This window comes from Pantoea sp. App145 (assembly GCF_047947045.1).
Classification (GTDB): Bacteria; Pseudomonadota; Gammaproteobacteria; order Enterobacterales; family Enterobacteriaceae; genus Pantoea.
Map to the genome: position 1 here is coordinate 338,886 of NZ_CP133293.1, position 18,809 is coordinate 357,694.

17 protein-coding genes and 3 pseudogenes are annotated in these 18,809 nt (G+C 49.5%); 4 read left to right on the top strand and 16 right to left on the bottom strand.

Annotation, left to right across the window (positions count from 1 at the left end; all coding sequences use genetic code 11):
* Positions 1–5 precede the first annotated feature (5 nt).
* The 12 genes from benD to RCF31_RS26440 form a co-directional block, all read right to left on the bottom strand.
* The gene (gene benD / locus RCF31_RS26385) at positions 6–782 is read right to left on the bottom strand and encodes a benzoate diol dehydrogenase BenD (RefSeq protein WP_416414284.1); all 777 of its coding nucleotides are present in this window, start codon (positions 780–782) and stop codon (positions 6–8) included.
* Between the two features lie 2 nt (positions 783–784).
* The gene (gene benC, locus RCF31_RS26390) at positions 785–1,810 is read right to left on the bottom strand and encodes a benzoate 1,2-dioxygenase electron transfer component BenC (RefSeq protein WP_416414285.1); all 1,026 of its coding nucleotides are present in this window, start codon (positions 1,808–1,810) and stop codon (positions 785–787) included.
* Between the two features lie 9 nt (positions 1,811–1,819).
* The gene (gene benB, locus RCF31_RS26395) at positions 1,820–2,308 is read right to left on the bottom strand and encodes a benzoate 1,2-dioxygenase small subunit (protein WP_416414287.1); all 489 of its coding nucleotides are present in this window, start codon (positions 2,306–2,308) and stop codon (positions 1,820–1,822) included.
* Positions 2,305–3,663 carry a Rieske 2Fe-2S domain-containing protein gene (locus tag RCF31_RS26400; protein ID WP_416414288.1) on the bottom strand — a complete coding sequence of 453 codons (1,359 nt, stop codon included), beginning with the start codon at positions 3,661–3,663 and terminating at the stop codon, positions 2,305–2,307. Before RCF31_RS26400 ends, benB begins: the two co-directional genes overlap by 4 nt.
* Positions 3,664–3,709: 46 nt before the next feature.
* On the bottom strand, positions 3,710–4,636 hold the full coding sequence (gene catA, locus RCF31_RS26405) for a catechol 1,2-dioxygenase (RefSeq protein WP_416414554.1): 927 nt from the start codon (positions 4,634–4,636) through the stop codon (positions 3,710–3,712).
* A 32-nt stretch (positions 4,637–4,668) separates the two neighbouring features.
* Positions 4,669–4,959, bottom strand: coding sequence for a muconolactone Delta-isomerase (gene catC / locus RCF31_RS26410; protein WP_416414289.1), 291 nt, complete (start codon positions 4,957–4,959; stop codon positions 4,669–4,671).
* 10 nt (positions 4,960–4,969) lie between these two features.
* Positions 4,970–6,085, bottom strand: coding sequence for a muconate cycloisomerase family protein (locus RCF31_RS26415; RefSeq protein ID WP_416414290.1), 1,116 nt, complete (start codon positions 6,083–6,085; stop codon positions 4,970–4,972).
* Complete coding sequence (pcaD, locus tag RCF31_RS26420) at positions 6,069–6,848, bottom strand: 3-oxoadipate enol-lactonase (protein WP_416414291.1); 780 nt, start codon at positions 6,846–6,848, stop codon at positions 6,069–6,071. The genes RCF31_RS26415 and pcaD overlap by 17 nt, the downstream gene beginning before the upstream one ends.
* Positions 6,849–6,857: 9 nt before the next feature.
* On the bottom strand, positions 6,858–8,063 hold the full coding sequence (gene pcaF / locus RCF31_RS26425) for a 3-oxoadipyl-CoA thiolase (protein ID WP_416414292.1): 1,206 nt from the start codon (positions 8,061–8,063) through the stop codon (positions 6,858–6,860).
* A complete protein-coding gene (locus RCF31_RS26430) occupies positions 8,056–8,721 on the bottom strand; it encodes a 3-oxoacid CoA-transferase subunit B (protein ID WP_416414293.1) in 666 nt (221 codons plus the stop codon). The genes pcaF and RCF31_RS26430 overlap by 8 nt, the downstream gene beginning before the upstream one ends.
* Positions 8,722–9,417 carry a 3-oxoacid CoA-transferase subunit A gene (locus RCF31_RS26435; RefSeq protein ID WP_416414294.1) on the bottom strand — a complete coding sequence of 232 codons (696 nt, stop codon included), beginning with the start codon at positions 9,415–9,417 and terminating at the stop codon, positions 8,722–8,724.
* 315 nt (positions 9,418–9,732) lie between these two features.
* A complete protein-coding gene (locus RCF31_RS26440) occupies positions 9,733–10,530 on the bottom strand; it encodes an IclR family transcriptional regulator domain-containing protein (protein WP_416414555.1) in 798 nt (265 codons plus the stop codon).
* Positions 10,531–11,031: 501 nt separating this feature from the next.
* Here RCF31_RS26440 and RCF31_RS26445 point away from each other — a divergent pair.
* Positions 11,032–11,664, top strand: a complete 633-nt coding sequence (locus tag RCF31_RS26445) for a lipopolysaccharide kinase InaA family protein (RefSeq protein ID WP_416414295.1) — start codon at positions 11,032–11,034, stop codon at positions 11,662–11,664.
* A gap of 181 nt (positions 11,665–11,845) precedes the next feature.
* On the opposite strand, the gene RCF31_RS26450 is transcribed toward RCF31_RS26445, so the two are convergent.
* The 4 genes and pseudogenes from RCF31_RS26450 to RCF31_RS26465 form a co-directional block, all read right to left on the bottom strand.
* On the bottom strand, positions 11,846–12,727 hold the full coding sequence (locus RCF31_RS26450) for a helix-turn-helix domain-containing protein (RefSeq protein WP_416414296.1): 882 nt from the start codon (positions 12,725–12,727) through the stop codon (positions 11,846–11,848).
* Positions 12,728–13,256: 529 nt separating this feature from the next.
* Positions 13,257–13,788 (bottom strand): annotated as a pseudogene (locus RCF31_RS26455) (IS1 family transposase).
* A 28-nt stretch (positions 13,789–13,816) separates the two neighbouring features.
* Positions 13,817–14,970: pseudogene (locus RCF31_RS26460) on the bottom strand (LLM class flavin-dependent oxidoreductase).
* Between the two features lie 229 nt (positions 14,971–15,199).
* Positions 15,200–15,990, bottom strand: a pseudogene (locus tag RCF31_RS26465) (LysR substrate-binding domain-containing protein).
* Between the two features lie 260 nt (positions 15,991–16,250).
* Here RCF31_RS26465 and RCF31_RS26470 point away from each other — a divergent pair.
* Genes RCF31_RS26470 through RCF31_RS26480 form a run of 3 tightly spaced genes read left to right on the top strand, consistent with a single transcriptional unit; the run spans position 16,251 to position 18,797 of the window.
* Positions 16,251–17,285: an ABC transporter substrate-binding protein gene (locus RCF31_RS26470; RefSeq protein ID WP_416414297.1), complete on the top strand. Its 1,035-nt coding sequence runs from the start codon at positions 16,251–16,253 to the stop codon at positions 17,283–17,285.
* A complete protein-coding gene (locus tag RCF31_RS26475) occupies positions 17,275–18,078 on the top strand; it encodes an ABC transporter permease (protein ID WP_416414298.1) in 804 nt (267 codons plus the stop codon). The genes RCF31_RS26470 and RCF31_RS26475 overlap by 11 nt, the downstream gene beginning before the upstream one ends.
* Entirely contained in the window at positions 18,054–18,797 is a 744-nt protein-coding gene (locus RCF31_RS26480) for an ABC transporter ATP-binding protein (RefSeq protein WP_416414299.1), read from the top strand. The genes RCF31_RS26475 and RCF31_RS26480 overlap by 25 nt, the downstream gene beginning before the upstream one ends.
* Positions 18,798–18,809 lie beyond the last annotated feature (12 nt).

Genomic DNA, 18,809 nt, shown 5'->3' on the forward strand with positions numbered 1-18,809 from the left:
GGCCGCTAACCTAAATCACCGCCTGCCACCGGAAGCACAGTGCCAGTAATATAACTGGCCTCGTCACTGGCAAGAAAAAGAATAGCAGCAGCCTGTTCATCTATACTGCCATAACGATGCATCAGGCTGGTCTGGCAGGTTTGTTCAATCACCTGAGCATACCAGGTGTTCTCCTGCTCTGTCGGTGTTTCCTGATTGCGCGGTGTCAGACGTGGAGGTGCGCTGGTGCCGCCAGGTGCAGTGGCGTTAACGCGAATTCCCGCTTCGGCGTACTCCATCGCCAGCGACTGTGTCAGTGCATTTACTCCCCCTTTGCTGGCTGAATAGGGAACCCTGTTAACACCCCGTGTCGCCACTGATGAAACGTTGACAATCGCGCCCTTCCCCTGTGCCAGCATATATGGCAGTACAGCACGGCATCCCCAGAGCGTCGGAAATAGTGAACGTTGCACTTCTGCCTGAATTTGATGCGGGGAATAGTCTGCAAATGGGCGTGCCCAGATCGTTCCACCAACGTTGTTGACCAGAACATCAATGCGACCGAATTGATCATAAACCTGTTGCATGGCCAACACCGTATCTTCCCACTGTTCCAGGTCAGCACGGATCCCCATCACCCGGAATCCCTGCTGACGGAGTTCATCACAAACCTCTTCAAGGTAATCAGCGCGATCAATCAGCGCCAGACTCGCCCCTTCAACAGCGGCACGCACGGCGACAGCCTTCCCAATACCCTGCGCTGCACCTGTAATGACCATGACTTTATCTGTGAATCTATCCATTATCACGATGCCTCTCTGATCGCTTGCGGGGTGAATTTCTCGTAATGGAAATTCTGTGGCGTTATTGTTTTCTCGCTGAAATAGCGCATCACAGCTTCCACCATCGGTGGAGGCCCACAGAGATAAACGTCAACATCCCCCCCATTCAGCATGGCGTCATCAATATGCTGAGTGACATACCCTTTTCTTTCGGCAGTTGAGTGGGTATCCGCCACACAAACACGATAGCTGAACTGCGGAATCTGCTCCACCAGCATGTCCAGCTCATCCAGTTTGACCCGGTCAGTGTCGAGGGTTACGCCATACACCAAGTGAATCGGATAGTGGACACCAGTACGCATCATCGTGCGCAGCATAGACAAAAACGGAGCCAGCCCGGTTCCTCCGGCCAGCATCAAAACCGGGCGCACCACCTCACGCAGATAGAAACTTCCCTGAGGACCAGTAAGCGTGAGGTTATCACCGGGCTTAGCGCGTCGGGACAACCAGGTGCTCATCAGTCCATCTGGGACATTGCGGATCAGAAATGACAGTTCTTCTGCGCCAGGCAATGAACTAAAGGAGTATGCTCGGGTGATATCACTGCCGGGCAACTGAATATTGACGTATTGTCCGCTAAGAAATGCAATGCCCGGATGGTCCTGGAGACGAAGCCGCAGTTCGATAGCGGAGGCAGAAAGATGCTCTACTGAGATCAGTTCCGTACGGAAAGTTTCATTACCGGTTTTACACATAGCTGACGAAACTGGCACAGCGATAACACAATCCGATTCCGGGATCATCTGACAGGTAAGTACTAACCCTTTTTCGCGTTCCTGCTCTGATAGCGCATCTTCCAGATAATCATCACCGAGATCGAAATTGCCGGTTTCGCAGCGACATTTGCAGGTGCCGCATACCCCATCAGAACAATCCATCGGCAGATTGATTTTCTGCCGATAAGCCGCATCCAGCACTTTCTCATTTTCATTGCATTGAATAAAACGGCTGACGCCATCTTCAAAATTGAGTGCGATGGTATAACTCATCTCCGCCCCCTATAAGTGGTAAATATCAATGACATGATTGATGTAGTCATTATTAAGCTGGATTTTTTTACGCTGAATCAGCAGTCGGTTATCCACCTGCACCAGGGTGCACTGGCTGTTGCCAAAAAAAACGTCCGAGTTTTTATAACGATGGCTCCAGGTGCACCAGTTGTAGCGCACTTGATGCTCATCACCATCGCTTCCCAGAATCTCGACATTGCTGATGCTGTGAGTGGTACGTGGCTCCGGTGTACTGGCCGCTGAGCGTTCTGTTTTGATCCGATACACCCTGTCTTCCAGGCCATCCCGGCTGGCATAGTAGATCAGCGAGATCTCACGCTGCGGGTCACGGGTGAGATAATCATCATCACCCCAGGCAGGCATCCAGTACTCTACCTCTGGGTGGTAGCAGTCAAGCCACTCATCCCAGTGCCGGTCATCCAGCAGACGCGCTTCACGATAGAGAAATTGTTCAATTTGCTGTTGTAGCTCACTCATTCGGCATCCTCCGCACCAAGGGCATTGAGCAACGTCGTCTGCCAGTGATGATGATGGGTGATATAGAGCGCTTCATCTTCTGCACTGTTACCTGTCAGCAGAGGCTGAATGCCCATTTGTCCGGCATTGTCATCCGCACCTTCGTGCCAGCGCATGGCACCGCGACTCATATCACTCCAGGGGAAGTTGGCTGCGTTATAGCCAGTCTGACAGGCGCGAAACTCTTCCAGATCATCCGGTGTTCCCATACCACTGACATTGAAAAAGTCTTCGTACTGACGGATACGTAATGCCCGGTCTGCTGCATCTTCCCCTTTGGGCGCGAAGCAGAAAATGGTCACCTCCGTTTTGTCCACACTGATGGGTCTTACCACACGCAGCTGTGTGGAAAATTGATCCATCAGATACAGGTTGGGATAGAGGCAAAGATTACGGGTTTCGTTCACCATCAGATCTGCCTGCTGCTCACCAAACTCAGCGGTCAAACGTTCCTTTTGTTTATAGATAGGTCTTACTTCGGGATTGAGTGCACGGGTCCACAGCAGCATATGGCCGTTTTTGAAACCATAAACGCCACCAGTGCTTTTTGACCAGCCGTTGGCATCGACGGTATGCGTTGCGTTGGCTTCATAGTTACGGCGAGACATAGTGGAAGCGTAATTCCAGTGGACTACGCTGACATGATAGCCATCTGCCCCGTTCTCCATCTGGAGCTTCCAGTTACCTTCATAGGTGTAACTCGATGTTCCGGCGATGACTTCCAGACCCTGCTCCGCCGGATCAGCGATCAAGTCAATGACCCGTCGCGTATCCCCCAGCCACTCCTCCAGGTCTGGCACCGTAGCTTCCAGGCTGCCGAAAAGAAAACCTTTATAGCTGGCAAAACGCGGTAAAGACTTCAGGTCATGTGACCCGTCCTGTTTAAAACAGGGAGGATATCCCCCGGTTTTTTCGTCTTTGGCTTTCAGCAACCGACCATCATTACTGAAAGTCCAACCGTGAAATGGACAGGTGAACGAGCTTTTATTACCGGTTTTTCGGGTTGCCAGCATGGCCCCGCGATGCGAGCAGCTATTGATCAGCGCCTGCAGCTGGCCATTTTTATCACGCGTTAACATCACCGGCTGGCGACCAATCGTCAGCGTGTAATAATCGCCGGGATTTTCTAACTGGCTTTCATGGGCAAGAAAAACCCACCCACCTTCAAAAATATGCTTCATTTCCAGTTCAAATAGTTCGGGGTCGGTAAAGATGCTGCGATGGCATTTATAATGTCCGGCCTCTTTATCAATAATCAGCGCATTATTAATTTTGTCTTTAAGCGTGCGCGGACGCAGCGAGATGATTTCGCTCATATCGTCTTCCTCTCGAAAATAAGTATTTTTTCAGATATCCAGGAATTTATTCGAGTGCGCGCTCGCGTTTAATTCTTTTTTCTTCGTCCACTGCATCTGATGACACCAATTGAAAATCAAATCTGATTTCCGTATGAGGGAAAGGCATATCCCGATCACGCGAAACATTTGCATCGGTAACTTTAATCGGATCAGCGATTAACTCCTCACGTGTCGCGAAAGCAAAGTCATCCCATAAATAGGCATCGCCATTCAAATTGATTTGTGTGGTGAGGTGTTTATGACCCGGGCCCGACACAAAGAAGTGAATATGTGCCGGTCGGTTACCATGTCTACCTAGCTGATTGAGCAGCGACTGGGTCGGGCCATCCGGCGGGCAACCATAACCAGAAGGGAGAATGCTACGCACCGCATAACGTCCATCCTCACCCGTCTCGATACGTCGGCGCAGGTTATATTCGCTCTGCGATTGATCGAAAAACGAGTAATTGCCAAGCGTATTAGCATGCCAGATATCAACGATGGCACCGGAAACAGGTTTGCCGTGTTGATCCGTCACCTGACCGAATAACCACATCGGTTCTCCCGCATCCTGTCCATCATCCATACGGGTGTAACCTTTACTCAACGGCGCATTGGCCACATACAACGGCCCCTCAATGGTACGTGGCGTACCGCCTGCCTGGCCGGCAGCCAGCTCTTTAGCATCGGCACGCATATCCAGAAAATGCTCCAGACCGAGCCCGGCAGCCAGCAGTGCAACCTCTTTACGTTCGCCCAGCACATTCAGATAGTTTACGGCGGTCCAGAACTCCTCATCGCTAATATCAAACTCCTCAATCAGATTGCAAAAATCTGACATCATACGATGCATAATTTGTTTCATTCGGGGATTACCTTCATCTGTATTCAGTCCACAGCTGATGGTAAGAAAGGTGTTAAACTCTTCAGTATTAATAATATTCTGTGACATGCTCATTTCCTCATTGTAGGGTAAGGAGATCTTTATTTATCATCTTCGTGAATTGACGAAGGATGTCGGCATAAGGGTTCCACAGCAATTTTCATAAATGGATACAAAGGTAAGGCAGTTAAAATCTCATGCAGCTCGGTATTATCTTTTACATCAAAGATACTGACATTTTCATATTTCCCGGCAACACGCCAGATATGACGCCATTTCCCTTCACGCTGTAACTTTTGTGAGTATATTTTCTCACTGGCCTTTAATTTTTCTGCCTGGTCTTTTGCCAGGTCGTGAGGAATTTCAACCTTCATTTCAACTTTAAATAACATAGTGGCCTCGCTATTGGCGTGCATAATGCAAGAGTTTGTCTTCGTCGATTTCAATACCTAATCCCGGACCGGATGGCAGCGCCACACTCCCTTCACTGAAATCCAGCGGGTGCGTGAGTATGTCGTCTTTCAATAACAAGGGACCAAACATCTCGGTGCCTTCACTGAGAGCCAGCGTGGACCAGGCATGAAGTGACGCTACCGTGCCAATCGATCCTTCCAGCATGGTGCCACCGTACAATCCGATGCCCGCAGCACTGGCAACCTGTGCCAGTTTCAGTACCTGCGCCGGCCCACCCGCTTTGGCGATTTTGAGCGCCCAGGCTCCGGTGAATCCGCCATTCGCCAGCACAAAGCCTGACTGACTGTCTGTCACAGCCTCATCCGCAAGGATGGTCGCGGTAAAACGCTGGCTGAGATCGATCAGATTGCGCAGATCATGCCGCTCAAGCGGTTGCTCAATCATACGAATCCCGCCAGCGTGTAATTCAGGAATGGCACGTAACGCTGTGGTCATATCCCACGCCTGGTTAACATCGACATGGACATCCACATCACTACCCAGAGCGGCCTTTATTTTAAGGGCGTGCCGGAGGTCATCTTGCAACGCCCTGGCGCCAATTTTCAGTTTGAAGCGTTGATGGCGTCCTTCCGCGATCAGGCGAAATCCTTCATCAATATCTTTATCCGTATCGCCACTGGCCAGCGTCCACAACACCGGCAGACGTTCCTGCCTTGCGCCGCCCAGCAGGCTGCTGACGGGGAGGTTTTTCGCTTTTCCTAAGGCATCAAGAAATGCAGTCTCCAACGCGGATTTAGCGAAGCTATTACCACTCACCCCCGAATTCATTGCCGCTGCCAGTGGTTCGACACCTGCCAGTGGTCGCCCGATGATCAACGGAGCCAGGTAGCGGTCGATGGTGATTTTCATCGATTCCGGACTTTCTGCACCGTAGCTCAGCCCACCGATAGTCGTTGCCTCACCCCATCCGATAATGCCGTCTGCGCAACGCATTTTGACAATGACCATTGTCTGGCATCCCATGGTGACCATTGAGAGCTTATGGGGTCGTATAGTGGGGATATCGACCAGCCAGCTGGTGATACTTTCAATGGTGAGCGACATGTTCTTCTCCTTTAAGCAAAAATTTCATCGTCTGCCGGGTAAACTCTACAGCACAGGCAATATTGGAGAGATGCGAGGCGGGTAACACGCAAAGTTCGGCATCTGGAGCGGTATCCACCACCTGTTCTGCATCGGCAACAGTCGTCACAGGATCCTGTTTCCCGGCAATCATCAGTACTGGTCTGGACATATCTGCCACACCGGAACGCAAATCAGCCTGTGCCAGCACTTCACAACAGGCGGCATAACCTTCAGGGGAGAGATCCGCCAGACTTTCCAGCATATTTTCTACCACGCCAGGTTTTTGCTGGATGTAATCATCAGTAAACCAGCGCTTATCGGATGCGGCGACCACCTGACCCAACCCCTCCCGTCTCACCATATCGGCACGCGATTGCCATGCTGCTTCATTTCCTATGCGTGCTGCCGTATTAGCCAGTACGAAACGGTTAAATCGCGATGGGTGGTGCAGATTCAGCCACATGCCAGTCAGCCCGCCTAACGAAATGCCACAGAAACTGGCACGCTGAATATTCAGATGGTCCAGCAAATCCACAACATCCTGCCCCAGACGGTCAATGTTCGTCTCTGTACCCGGCAATGGGCTATTACCGTGACCACGGGTGTTATAACGCAGTACGCGATAGCGTTTAATGAAGCTGGAATACTGCGCATCCCACATGCTCCAGGTGGTGCCCAGTGAATTTGACAGTACCAGTACCGGGGCGCTGGCAGGGCCATCGAGTCGATATTCTAATTCCATCGCAGCACCTCACACCCGTTCAAGGATCAATGCGATACCCTGACCCACACCAATACACATGGTACAGAGCGCCAGTCGGCCACCTGTTTTTTGCAGTTCATGGCAGGCATTCAGTACCAGTCTTGCTCCCGATGCCCCCAGAGGGTGCCCAAGTGCAATAGCGCCGCCGTTAGGATTGATCCAGGGCGCATCGTCAGGCAGCTCCAGAGCACGAGTGACACTCAATACTTGGGCCGCGAAGGCTTCATTCAGCTCAATCACATCGATGTTATTCAGCTTCAGGCCGCTTAATGCCAGCACCCGGTTAACTGCGCCCACCGGACCAAATCCCATCAGCCCCGGCTCCACACCGCTGACCGCACTGGCGAGAATGCGCGCCATCGGTTGAATGTTATGCGTGATCAAAGCTCGCTCACTGGCCACCAGCATGGCGCAGGCACCATCATTTAACCCGGATGCATTCCCGGCGGTAACGGTGCCGGTTGCGTGCACGACAGGATTAAGCCGGGCCAGTGCGTCAGCGGTGGTTGGACGAGGGTGTTCATCACGGTCAAAAATGACAGAGGGTTGTTTTTTCGTCCCGGGCAGGGTCACAGCGGTAATCTGTGGCTGATAAAATCCGCTTTCCCAGGCTGCTGCTGTGCGTTGCTGGCTACGCAGTGCATAGGCATCCTGATCTTCGCGGCTGATCGCGAATTTTTCAGCCAGATTCTCAGCCGTTTGTGGCATTGATTCCACGCCATACTGCGCCTGCATCTGTGGGTTGATAAAACGCCATCCCATGGTCGTGTCTTCGATCTTCATCGCACGGCTGAAGGCCGTTTCCGCTTTCCCCATCACAAAGGGGGCTCGTGTCATGCTCTCCACGCCACCGGCAATCATCAGCTCGCTTTCACCGCTTTTGATCGCCCGTGCCGCAGTGGCGACCGCATCAAGGCTGGAACCACACAGCCGGTTCAGCGTACCGCCAGGGACTGTCGTGGGCAGGCCAGCCAGCAGTGCCGCCATTCTGGCCACATTACGATTGTCCTCGCCCGCCTGATTTGCACATCCCAGCAGAACATCATCAACAGCCGCCGGGTCGAGCTGTGGATGGCGCTGTAAAAGTTCACGTAAGGGAATAGCAGCCAGATCGTCAGCACGAATACCCGACAGGCTGCCATTCAGGCGACCAAAGGGTGTCCTGACTCCACCGCAAACATAGGCTTCAGACATAAGCGGCCTCCGGTTGTGATAAGGCAAATTGCAGCGGGATGGGAGTGACTTCCTGCAGATAATCCGCCGTAACATCACCGAACAATTCACGTACCACCACGCCAGCGGGAGTAATATCCATCACTGCCATATCGGTATAAATACGTGAAATGCAGGCAATTCCTGTCAGGGGATAGGTACACTCGGCAACAATTTTACAGTCGCCTTTTTTGGTCAGATGATCGGTCATGACAAATACTTTGCGCGCACCAATGGCCAGATCCATTGCGCCACCCACTGCCGGAATGGCTTCAACTGCACCTGTGCTCCAGTTCGCCAGATCACCTTTCTGTGAAACCTGATAGGCACCCAGTACGCAGATATCCAGATGACCGCCACGCATCATGGCAAAGGAGTCACCATGATGGAAAAAACATCCACCCGGCAGAAGAGTGACCGGTTGCTTACCCGCGTTGATCAGTTCCGGGTCGATGGCGTCTTCAGACGGCGTGGGGCCCATACCAAGGATGCCATTTTCACTGTGCAGGAAAATTTCTTTGTCGGCTGGGAGGTAGTTGGCGATAGCCGTAGGCAAACCGATGCCCAGATTGACGTAAGCACCCTCAGGGATATCCTGGGCAATGCGCTGGGCAAGTTGCTGGTGATTAAGCGTTTTCATTCAGGCTCCCTGTGCGATTAAGTGTGTCTGAACAACCGGGACATGCACGATGCGCGAGACATAGATTCCCGGTGTGATCACCGCTTCAGGATCGAGCGCACCAAGAGGGGCTAATTCACTGATTTCAGCGATGGTACAGCGGCTGGCGGCCGCCATGATCGGTCCGAAATTTCTTCCGGTTTTATTGAAGGTCAGATTGCCCCAGCGGTCGCCGCGTTGTGCTTTGATCAGAGAGAAGTGAGCGGTTAGCGGGGACTCAAGTACATAGTGACGACCATCAATCAGGCGGGTTTCTTTGCCCTCAGCCAGCTGGGTACCATACCCCGTCGGGGTGAAAATAGCGCCCAGTCCCGATCCTCCTGCCTGAATACGAGCCACCAGATTGCCCTGTGGCACCAGCTCCAGTTCAATTTTCTTCTGACGATATAACTCGTCAAATACCCAGGAATCAGCCTGCCGGGGAAACGAACAGATGATTTTGTTTACGCAACCGGCTTTCAGTAAAGCAGCAAGCCCGTAATCACCATTGCCGGCATTGTTACTGATCAGCGTCAGGCCCTGTGGTTTGCGACGAATCAGCGCATCGATCAGTTCAGTCGGTTGCCCGGCCGGACCAAATCCCCCCACCATGATGATGGCACCATCCTCTACATCAGAGACGGCCTCATCGGCATTACCCACTTCTTTGTTGACCATTTACTTCCTCACTTCATTGAATCGGCTTGTTTCCAACTTAAGCGAGGTAAAAAAGACCAACAAGTGCGAATAACGGTATTTTGTGCGATTATCGAAACTCTTAACAAATGTGTGTCAATTTTGTGAGGGATGTAAAATAAACGTTAAGTCAGTGGGGGGTTGCTATCTGGAATGCACTTTTTCATAAAAATAATGTAATGCATTGATTATGTTTATTTTTATGTGCCTTTATTACCTGGCGCGCCATTGGCCCCCACCCTTTTGGTTTAGATAAGGACCACAGCAGAGAAAATCATTGAGTTGACGAGTTGAAACTCACAACAGCAAGGCCAGTTCCATGGCTGCGCGCTGAAGTTTTGGCAGGAAAAACTCTTTCAGCTCAGCCTTAGATACTTGCGAAGCATGAGTGCCGACATTCATTGCCGCCACGACTTTCCCTTTACGTGAATACATCGGCACTGCCATCGAACGCAGCCCTATCTCTAACTGCTGGTCGTTGATTGCATAGCCCTGGGCTTTCACTTTTTTTAACTCCTCACGCAGTGCCTGTTTGCTGGTGATTGTCTGGGGAGTAAAAGGTTCCAGATTGACACGATCCAGGTAAGCATCAAGTTCCATCTCGCTTAATTCACTCAGCAACACCAGCCCCATTGATGTCGCGTAAGCGGGCAAACGGCTACCACGCCCAAGATCAATTTTCATAATCCGGCTGACTGACGCACGAGCGATATAAAGAATACTGTCACCATCCAGAGTCGCTACAGAACAGGATTGATGAATTTGCTGACTGAGGTGATCGAGAGACATCTGCGCCTGGCGTGCGAGTTCAGATGAATGCAAATACGCATGACCAATGGTTAACACGCGTGGGAGCAAATGATAGTGACGGTTATCTGATGAATAAACAAACCCTAGCGCTGCAAGGGTATAGAGGCATCGCCTCACAACAGCACGATGCAGATTAGTCATGTCACTGATTTGCGGGACCGTTAATGAATCATACTCAGGCCTGAAAGTCTGTAAAACTTCCAGCCCTCTTGCCAGTGAGGTCATGAAGTTAGGATCACCTTTATATTTCTCATTGGCCAGCAGGCTAACCTCCGGTAATCGCATGAACTCAGTATCCAAAACACTTTTTTGACTTTTCACCCCTTCCCCCCTAGCACGTCACGTACTCAAAACACGTACATTAACATATCCATAGAGCAATTTTGGTATACAGTGATTTACGGTATAACAACATGCATCAATACATCTTTCATTCTATTTTACCGTGCAATAAAAATTCCCTAAAAAAACACCTCAAAAAACCCGCATAAATACACAAAAAAGCATTAAACATCAAAATTATCAGCATAAATAGTCAATACTGAACCAATGCCGATAGCTATTATTTCAATTAAAAAACCTTCCATTAAAAAATTAAAAAAGATAATTAACTACAATGTTTTAACCCCCACTGATCTTTATATGCTTTTAGTTATACCACCCCCTTCATACTGCATAAAAAACATGAAAGTCAGCACTATAATTCAAATACTCCTTGAGAAAAAGAAATACTTTACATGGTGTAAGATAACTCATATATTTCTCAACTCTAAAGAGATAATTATCATGAAAGACTTTAATTATTGGTGGAATATAGAAGGTGATCCGAAAGAAACAAAATATTTCAATGAAAATGGATTCAGCAGTTATGCCAGAGTTGAGATAGATAATAATTTCTTTTTCGTAAAACGGATGCAAAATCATCTTTCTCGTTCTTTGATTCATCCCCGAGGTATACCAACATTAATTCAGGAGGTAAATGCAATTAATCATTTAAAAGATAGTGGCGTTAAAACACCAGATATAATATTTAGTTCAGCATATAAATCCGGAGGGCAATGGAAGGCTATACTTGTTACTAAGGAGATGGAGAATTTCATCTCCTTAAAGGATTGGTATAATAATATCAATAAGGAAATTAATGAGGAAATGAAAAATAAGATAATACGCGAAATTGCATGGACTTTTAGGAAAATGCATCTTGCAAAAAGACAACACGGTAACTGCAATGCCGGTAATATATTTATTCATACAAATGGCTATGTTCATGCCGGTTTCATCGGACTTGAGAATAGCAAAAAGCGTCTAACCCGATCTCAGGCAAAAATTCACGACTTCAATCAACTCAAAAAAAACTCACCAATGATACCAAAAGAGGACTGGAAGCTATTTCTTTCCTATTATTCACAGCTCGCATGAGAGAATTGAGTTGATAATATAATTTATACCTTTTCATCTAACAAAAAAGTAGTCTAACTATCGAATCATAGTGCATGCCAGGATGGTATTGTGAACATCGATATTCTTTTATCTACTCCTGTGCCATGGAGAAGTTTTTCCCCTTTTTCAAGGGGTAGATGAATGTCCATAGCCCAATTTTTTATGATTCATGTACTCTCACCGGTATTAAATAATCACAATGGATAAATTCTGGTATTTTATCTCTCTCTCTATTTTGGTTAGTATAGTACCGCTCTACATCCATACCCTGACGGCGAATGAGAGCCAGTGATGGCAGACAGGTTTGATAAATCCTTAAGATATATGACTGAAAATCAACACTTTTTCCGGAATAACTGAATTGAACATACAATCCTTTTTCAATTGTGATTTTTTCATATTTTTCAATGGATGGATTCATATCCTCAAAGCACATCCCGATTCCATAAAACAATATTTGGTCATCGAAATTATTTTTACCCGGCATGACCTTATCTACACCATAAATAATCTCAGGTAAGGTTCTGTTTCTTTCAATAATATCTAACCAAAGCCTTTCACGTATTGTTCTTCTGGATACGGAATAGGTATCCAGCGTACTATGATACTTTCCAGTTAATGCATAGATATTAAACTCTTCAAGCTCAACAAACGTTGCTTTAGGTAAAAAGTCTTCATGAAGTACTATGGGAGGCTCTATCCCCTGCGCATCCCAATCTTCAGCTCGTCTGTAACGTGCCGGAGTTTCACCAAATTGTTTTTTAAAAGCGCGGGTAAACGATTGCTGAGAATCAAATTGATATGTATCCGAGATATCAAGAATAGATCTACTTGTTAATCTTAATGCAATTGCAGATTTAGAAAGCTGTCTTTTCCTGACATATGCCCCTACATTTTCGCCTGTAATCTCTTTAAACATTCGTTGCAGATGCCACTTGCTGTAACCAGATTTTTCCGCTACAAAATCAATAGAAAGCGGCTGAGTCAAATTATCTTCTATCCAGAAAAGTAAAGAATGTATAATACTATGCTGTTGCTTCATATGCTTCTTCCTTCACCAACACAATCGCAGCTTATATAGCTTCTTTGTTATGTGAGTATTTTAAAAATACGACACCAATGAACATCTAGTCCGATATTAAATGTTAAAAATAATCAAAGATTTTATGTAAATTATGTTACTTTCCAAATAAAAATATAGCAAGGACATTAAAATTAAATTGTAAACCATTAATTCCAATTGATATAATTTGTAAAAATCATTTATTAACAATGAGTTATGTTGCTTTCCTATATCATTCTGAGCACTATTCTTTGCATCTGCTATATTAAAATCACATAATTTCAATAAGTTAAGCATCTAGCGAAATCTAAATAATTGATAGTTCCAAAACAAAAAACCGCATGAAAATATCAAAAACAAGACCCCATTTCATCAGTGATGATCATACTTACTGATTACTTTTTTCCTTTATATCACTTACGTACACCCTGAAAATAACAATGCATTAAAATAAATCACGACCGACTGTCTCCCCTAATATTCTTCATGTTTTGGTAATGACTCCAACTTACTGATAATGATTTATCGTGCGATAATCACCGATACTTTATCGTGCAGCTCCACTGATTTTGAGAACGACAGCGACTTCCTGCACAGCCTTGTCCGATGCAGCCTCAGATTCAGGTTATGCCGCTCTAATCTCTGCGTATACCGCTTGCTGATAACGTGCAGCTTTCCCTTCAGGCGTGATTTAGCCCCGACGTAGTCCCACTGTTCGTCCATTTCAGCACAGACAATGGCGTCTCTGCCCGGAAGTATCCCGGAGGTTACTGACTGCGGCCTGAATTTTAAATGTCGGAAAATCGTGTTGAGGCCAATGCCCATAGTACGTGCACTGACACGGCACCCTACGCCATTCATAGCCATATCAATGATTTTCTGGTGTGTACCGGGCTGAGAGGCAGTGTAAGTGAAGCTGAGTTACCATGTTTTACGGCAGTGAGCGCAGAGATAGCGTGTTGTCTAGCAGTACTTTTGCCGTTGCGCACCACGCCTTCTGTAGCGGAACAAGAGGGACAACAAACGGAGACGGAAGCCACAGGAGAACCTCAAAAGCGCCATCATACATTAAATCAGTAAGTTGGGAGCATTACCCGCCCCTCGGAATGGTGAAATGGACATCCAGTACCACCAGAGAGGCATAAGCTCGCTGCAATGTTGTACGCCATCGCAACCCGCCTTCTGGAGACGCAGCTGATATTGCACGATTTTTTCGGGTGAGCCGACCAGTTGAATATTGCCGCCGACAATTTTTTGATCGCGCTGCTGCCCGACAAACGCCTGGCTATCGCGCTGCGATGATGAGGCAAAAAAATTGTCCACGGTCACGCGATCCTGTGCCGCCACAATCGCCTGATGATACTCCCAGGCCTCTTGCTCAGTCGGACGGCAGATGATCATCGGATTGATTAACGTTCGCAGTGTGCGCTGCTGCAAGGTAGCGGCCGCTTTAATGCGCGCAGTATGTGCGGGGAGCCCCTTTAATGCCGCTTCAATCTCCGCCCTCGCAGGGCTGGTGATAAACACCAGATCCGAATGTCGTGCAGCGGACTCAATCCCCGCCGGTGAGCCGGTCGCATTGACCAGTAATGGACGTCCATAGCGGGGTTCGCCGGCGACCCATCCTTGTTCGCTGGACCAGAAATCACCCTGAAAAGTAACCTGTTCATCATTACGCCAGTAGCGTTGTGCAAGGTGACAAACTCTTCTGCTATACGGTAGCGGGTATCATGTTCAATCTGCGGCGCCCCAAACATGCGGGCATAGCAGTCCTGATTACCGGTGACCATGTTCAATCCCCAACGCCCGCCGGATATCAGATCGAACGAGGCACCAAAGCGCGCAAGATGCAACGGATGGCAGGACCCGTAGAGAATATGCAGCGTGGAAATGAGCAGAATGCGTGACGTTACCGCACTGAGTGCCGCCGTGGTCATGAAGGGATCGATGCTGTGTTCACGATAGCGAATATCGCCGCCGTACCCCCCTTTGGGATTCCATTCGGCAAGACCAAACACCAGGGCTTCGGCATTGAGGATCAGCTGTTTGTTGTAGTCAAAACGCCAGTCCGTGCTTCGTGCCAGTCGTGAAGGGCTCCAGTCACCACTCTGATTCGGCAGAAAAAGCCCCAGCAAAAACGGTTGCATCTGTACGCGATGTAACGGACTGCCCGCAATATCCGCAGGAGAAATATCGTGAATGCCTGGTGAAAGCGAAGTCATGTTGGCCCGGCTGTGATTGAGATAATGGGCCGATACTAGTGAGCGGGATTTTTAGGCTGAAATGAGAATTGGGTATTTGTTTATGCTTCTCCAGGAAATAGCGACCTGACAAAACCGAAAAAATAATTAATATCATTATAAATAATCATTAATTCAGTTTCAGATATTTTCCGCGCATGGACGAAGTATCCTGAATGCTAATAGGTTTTCCGCGCTGTCTAATATAAGTTCAGCCATTCCTGAAACCGCTGGCGACCAGATCAAACGCCTGTTTAACCAGCGTCTGGCTGGTGCCCGGACGGATCCACAGATAAAACTGCGCGCCGTCACACCAAGGCGGCCTTTTACCGCGGCTTTGATACCCAGCAAATTCGAGGTGGTGTAAGCCAGAGACCAGCGAACCTGGGCCGCATCCAATGCCTTTATTGCTACACGGCGAAAGATGCTGGGATAGTCGGCCAGAATGAGAGGCACCGGCGAGTGTGGACGATGCTGATATTGCGCGGAACATATCCAGACAGTGGGTGACGTGCGCAGCAGTACCCCTTCCAGTTGCGGATCAAAGCGTGTCGAGATGGTCATATCAACTTCCCCGCGATGCGACGCCTCCATCAGAAACGGACTGCGGCCAACATCGAGTTCAATATTGAGAGAAGGTGCCCAACGGGCAATTTGACTGAGTAACGGAGGCAGCAGAGTATCAGCCATATCATGAGGTGAGCCAATCCTCAGCACGCCAAAAAAGCGGCTGTCTTTAAGTGAACGCAAGGCGTCATCGTTTAGCAATAACAAATCTCGCGCATAGCTCAGCAAATGTTGACCGAGTTGCGTCAGACGTTTGGTTCTGCCTTCCTTTTCAAACAGCGCTGCGCCCACCAGGGTTTCCAACCGTTGCATTTGCTGGCTGACCGCCCCCTGCGTGCGACCCAGGCGGATCCCGGCTTTGCTGAAGGTATGGAGGTCAGCCACCGCGATAAACGTACGTAACAACTCAATATCCAAATTTTCTGCCGCCGACATATTGCCCCTGTAGATTCGTCTTACTCGTCTGCCATTCTTTCAAACAAAACCGGCCGGGCGATAGACCCTGTTCGCTTTTAAATTTCCGCCCAGACGGGCAACCGACGCACGACGCCTGATGTACCCGGCTATTTCTTGCTAATTCCATTTTCATCATTAACTCATGCCATTTTATTCGTTTAACACGGTGCTTTTCTGACCTACATTCATTTTGAATTATGAATTCATTTTTACATATTGAAACATATCTGGAGAAAACGATGTCAGTCAGAAAACTTTTACCCCTGGTGGCGTCCCTGTCGCTGCTGTTACCGCAGGGATATGCATCCGCCGCTGTGTTACCACTCGATCAACCCCTACCCGCCGCAGTACCCGCAGGGACCGTACTGAATGTGGCCGACCAGGATGAAGTGTTACAGACCCTGTTCCGCGCCTCGGGTCAAAACAAACATCTACAGGCGAAGGTACATTTCGGCAATTTCAGTGATGGCCCGGAGATCCTCGAAGCTTTCCGTGCCGGTGCCGTGGACGTCGCAGTGGTCGGTGATGCCCCTCCGATCCAGGCGCAGGCGAATGGTAACGCCGTGCTTATCGTCGGCGTGCAGCAGAACAGCGATCGTGAGTATCAACTGGCTATCGCACCGGGTACACACGTCACCTCGCTCGACCAACTGCGCGGCAAGAAAATTGCTAATGCGCCAGGAACAGGGCGCGAGGCTTATCTCTATCGAGTGCTGGAAAAAGCCGGACTTGGCCTCCAGGATGTTCAGCTTGTTACCCTGCAAACCGGTAATTTCACCGATGCAGTTCGTTCCGGTGAAGTGGATGCAGCAGCGTTGAAGGAACCCAACCTGACGCAGTATCTTTCCGCCTATAAGGCTAAAGGCGGTAATGTCCTGGGCACCAATGTCACCTCCGGTGGTTCAACGGGTTTACGCTACCTGTATGCGCGTCGTTCGGCACTGGAAGATCCCGCCAAGGCCGCTGCCCTGAAGGAGTTTGTGACCAATTGGGTGCAAGGCTGGCAGTGGGCTAATCATCATCCACAGCAATGGATCGATGCATATTACGTCAAAAATCAGGGACTGAATGCCGCAAATGGCAAGCTGATCAACGATGTAGCCGGTCCTACCCATTTCCCACGCATCGACCAGCATTTATTTGCTACCCAGCAACATACCGCCGATCTGTTGCTGAGAGCGGGGAGTATCCCCAAAAAAGTGGATGCAGCTGAAGAGTTTGATGTGCGCTTTGATGCTGTGATCCAGCAGGCTGCGGAAAATCATGAATCCTGAGTCAATGACGGCACGGCGTGGTCGTCTCGCTCCGCTACAGGCAACGTTCAGCTGGCGGTTGATTGGGCCGCTGATTCTGATGGCGTTGTGGCAACTGGCCAGCCAGTTTAGCTGGGTAGACAGCATGACCCTTCCTTCGCCCGCCACCGTGGGCCAGACCTTCTGGCGTCTGATTGAAGATGGCAGACTGCTACCCAGCATTCAGGTTTCGGCGGTCCGTGCGTTCACCGCCCTGTTGTTCGGTGCCGTGATTGGAGTGGTGCTGGCGCTGTGCGCGGGATTAAGCCGAATAGGTGAATCATTAATTGATGGCCCGCTACAAATTAAACGCGCGATCCCGACTCTGGCGATGATCCCGCTGTTTATTATCTGGATGGGTATTGGTGAGGCCACCAAGGTTACATTGATCATGTTTAGCGTGCTGATCCCGGTGTATATCAATACCCATGCGGCGCTGCGGGGGGTGGATGCACGTTATATCGAATTGGCGGAAACATTGAAGATCACTCGCTGGACGTTTATTCGTCGCGTCGCCTTACCGGGTGCCATGCCGGGATTTTTTACCGGATTGCGCCTTGCCGTGGCGCACTCATGGACCTCGCTGGTGGTGGTCGAACAAATTAATGCCACCTCAGGTATTGGTTATCTGATGACGCGAGCACGTGCCTACGGGCAAACGGATATTATTATGGTTGGGCTGGTACTGTATGCGGTATTTGGTCTGCTCTCCGATAGCGCAGTGCGTACTACCGAACGAAAGGTGCTTTCATGGCGCAACACTCTCGGACGTTAATCACTCCTCCCACGCCGCCGGTGATTGAGGCTACTCACTTAACCCGCCGCTTTGGCGAGCGGACGGTACTGCGTGATATATCGCTACGCATGCATCCGGGCGAATTCGTTGCGCTACTCGGCCGCAGTGGTTCCGGGAAGAGCACGCTGCTGAAAGCGATTGCCGGTCTTGATCGTTCCGCTCAGGGCAGCGGCGCGCTGGCAGTCAGCGAGAATGTGGCGGTGGCGTTTCAGGATTCCCGTCTGCTCCCCTGGTTACGTTTACTCGACAATATTCTGCTGGGGCTGACCGGCCCGGCCACACGCGAACGGGCACTCAAAGCCCTGTACGAAGTTGGCCTGGCAGGCCGCGAAAATGCCTGGCCAGGTGAACTCTCCGGCGGCGAGCAACAGCGCGCTGCCCTGGCTCGCTGTCTGGTGCGACGTCCATCGCTGCTTCTGGCAGACGAGCCTTTTGGTGCACTCGACGCCTTGACTCGCCTCAATATGCAACAGTTGCTGCGTCAGCTCTGTCAGCAACACCACCCGGCGGTCCTGTTGGTCACACACGATGTTGATGAAGCGATTGTGCTGGCGCAGCGTATTCTGGTGTTGCAGGATGGTGCCATTTCGCTTGAAATGACCATCGACCCCCTGCGTAACCGGATCCCGTCCGAACATCAACGTTATCGCCAACGGCTACTGGCAGAGCTGGGTGTGGCAGGTTCAGAGCAGGCGTAATTATTCAGGAGC

What these genes read in the sequence shown, in the direction of transcription:
- RCF31_RS26480 (WP_416414299.1), top strand. Translation starts at nt 18,054, where the DNA reads ATGGCGCAACACTCTCGGACGTTAATCACTCCTCCCACGCCGCCGGTG.
- pcaF (WP_416414292.1), bottom strand. Translation starts at nt 8,063, where the DNA reads ATGTCTGAAGCCTATGTTTGCGGTGGAGTCAGGACACCCTTTGGTCGC.
- RCF31_RS26400 (WP_416414288.1), bottom strand. Translation starts at nt 3,663, where the DNA reads ATGAGCGAAATCATCTCGCTGCGTCCGCGCACGCTTAAAGACAAAATT.
- benB (WP_416414287.1), bottom strand. Translation starts at nt 2,308, where the DNA reads ATGAGTGAGCTACAACAGCAAATTGAACAATTTCTCTATCGTGAAGCG.
- RCF31_RS26475 (WP_416414298.1), top strand. Translation starts at nt 17,275, where the DNA reads ATGAATCCTGAGTCAATGACGGCACGGCGTGGTCGTCTCGCTCCGCTA.
- pcaD (WP_416414291.1), bottom strand. Translation starts at nt 6,848, where the DNA reads ATGGAATTAGAATATCGACTCGATGGCCCTGCCAGCGCCCCGGTACTG.
- RCF31_RS26470 (WP_416414297.1), top strand. Translation starts at nt 16,251, where the DNA reads ATGTCAGTCAGAAAACTTTTACCCCTGGTGGCGTCCCTGTCGCTGCTG.
- benD (WP_416414284.1), bottom strand. Translation starts at nt 782, where the DNA reads ATGGATAGATTCACAGATAAAGTCATGGTCATTACAGGTGCAGCGCAG.
- catA (WP_416414554.1), bottom strand. Translation starts at nt 4,636, where the DNA reads ATGTCACAGAATATTATTAATACTGAAGAGTTTAACACCTTTCTTACC.
- RCF31_RS26415 (WP_416414290.1), bottom strand. Translation starts at nt 6,085, where the DNA reads ATGTCGCTCACCATTGAAAGTATCACCAGCTGGCTGGTCGATATCCCC.
- RCF31_RS26440 (WP_416414555.1), bottom strand. Translation starts at nt 10,530, where the DNA reads ATGCGATTACCGGAGGTTAGCCTGCTGGCCAATGAGAAATATAAAGGT.
- RCF31_RS26445 (WP_416414295.1), top strand. Translation starts at nt 11,032, where the DNA reads ATGAAAGACTTTAATTATTGGTGGAATATAGAAGGTGATCCGAAAGAA.
- benC (WP_416414285.1), bottom strand. Translation starts at nt 1,810, where the DNA reads ATGAGTTATACCATCGCACTCAATTTTGAAGATGGCGTCAGCCGTTTT.
- catC (WP_416414289.1), bottom strand. Translation starts at nt 4,959, where the DNA reads ATGTTATTTAAAGTTGAAATGAAGGTTGAAATTCCTCACGACCTGGCA.
- RCF31_RS26450 (WP_416414296.1), bottom strand. Translation starts at nt 12,727, where the DNA reads ATGAAGCAACAGCATAGTATTATACATTCTTTACTTTTCTGGATAGAA.
- RCF31_RS26435 (WP_416414294.1), bottom strand. Translation starts at nt 9,417, where the DNA reads ATGGTCAACAAAGAAGTGGGTAATGCCGATGAGGCCGTCTCTGATGTA.
- RCF31_RS26430 (WP_416414293.1), bottom strand. Translation starts at nt 8,721, where the DNA reads ATGAAAACGCTTAATCACCAGCAACTTGCCCAGCGCATTGCCCAGGAT.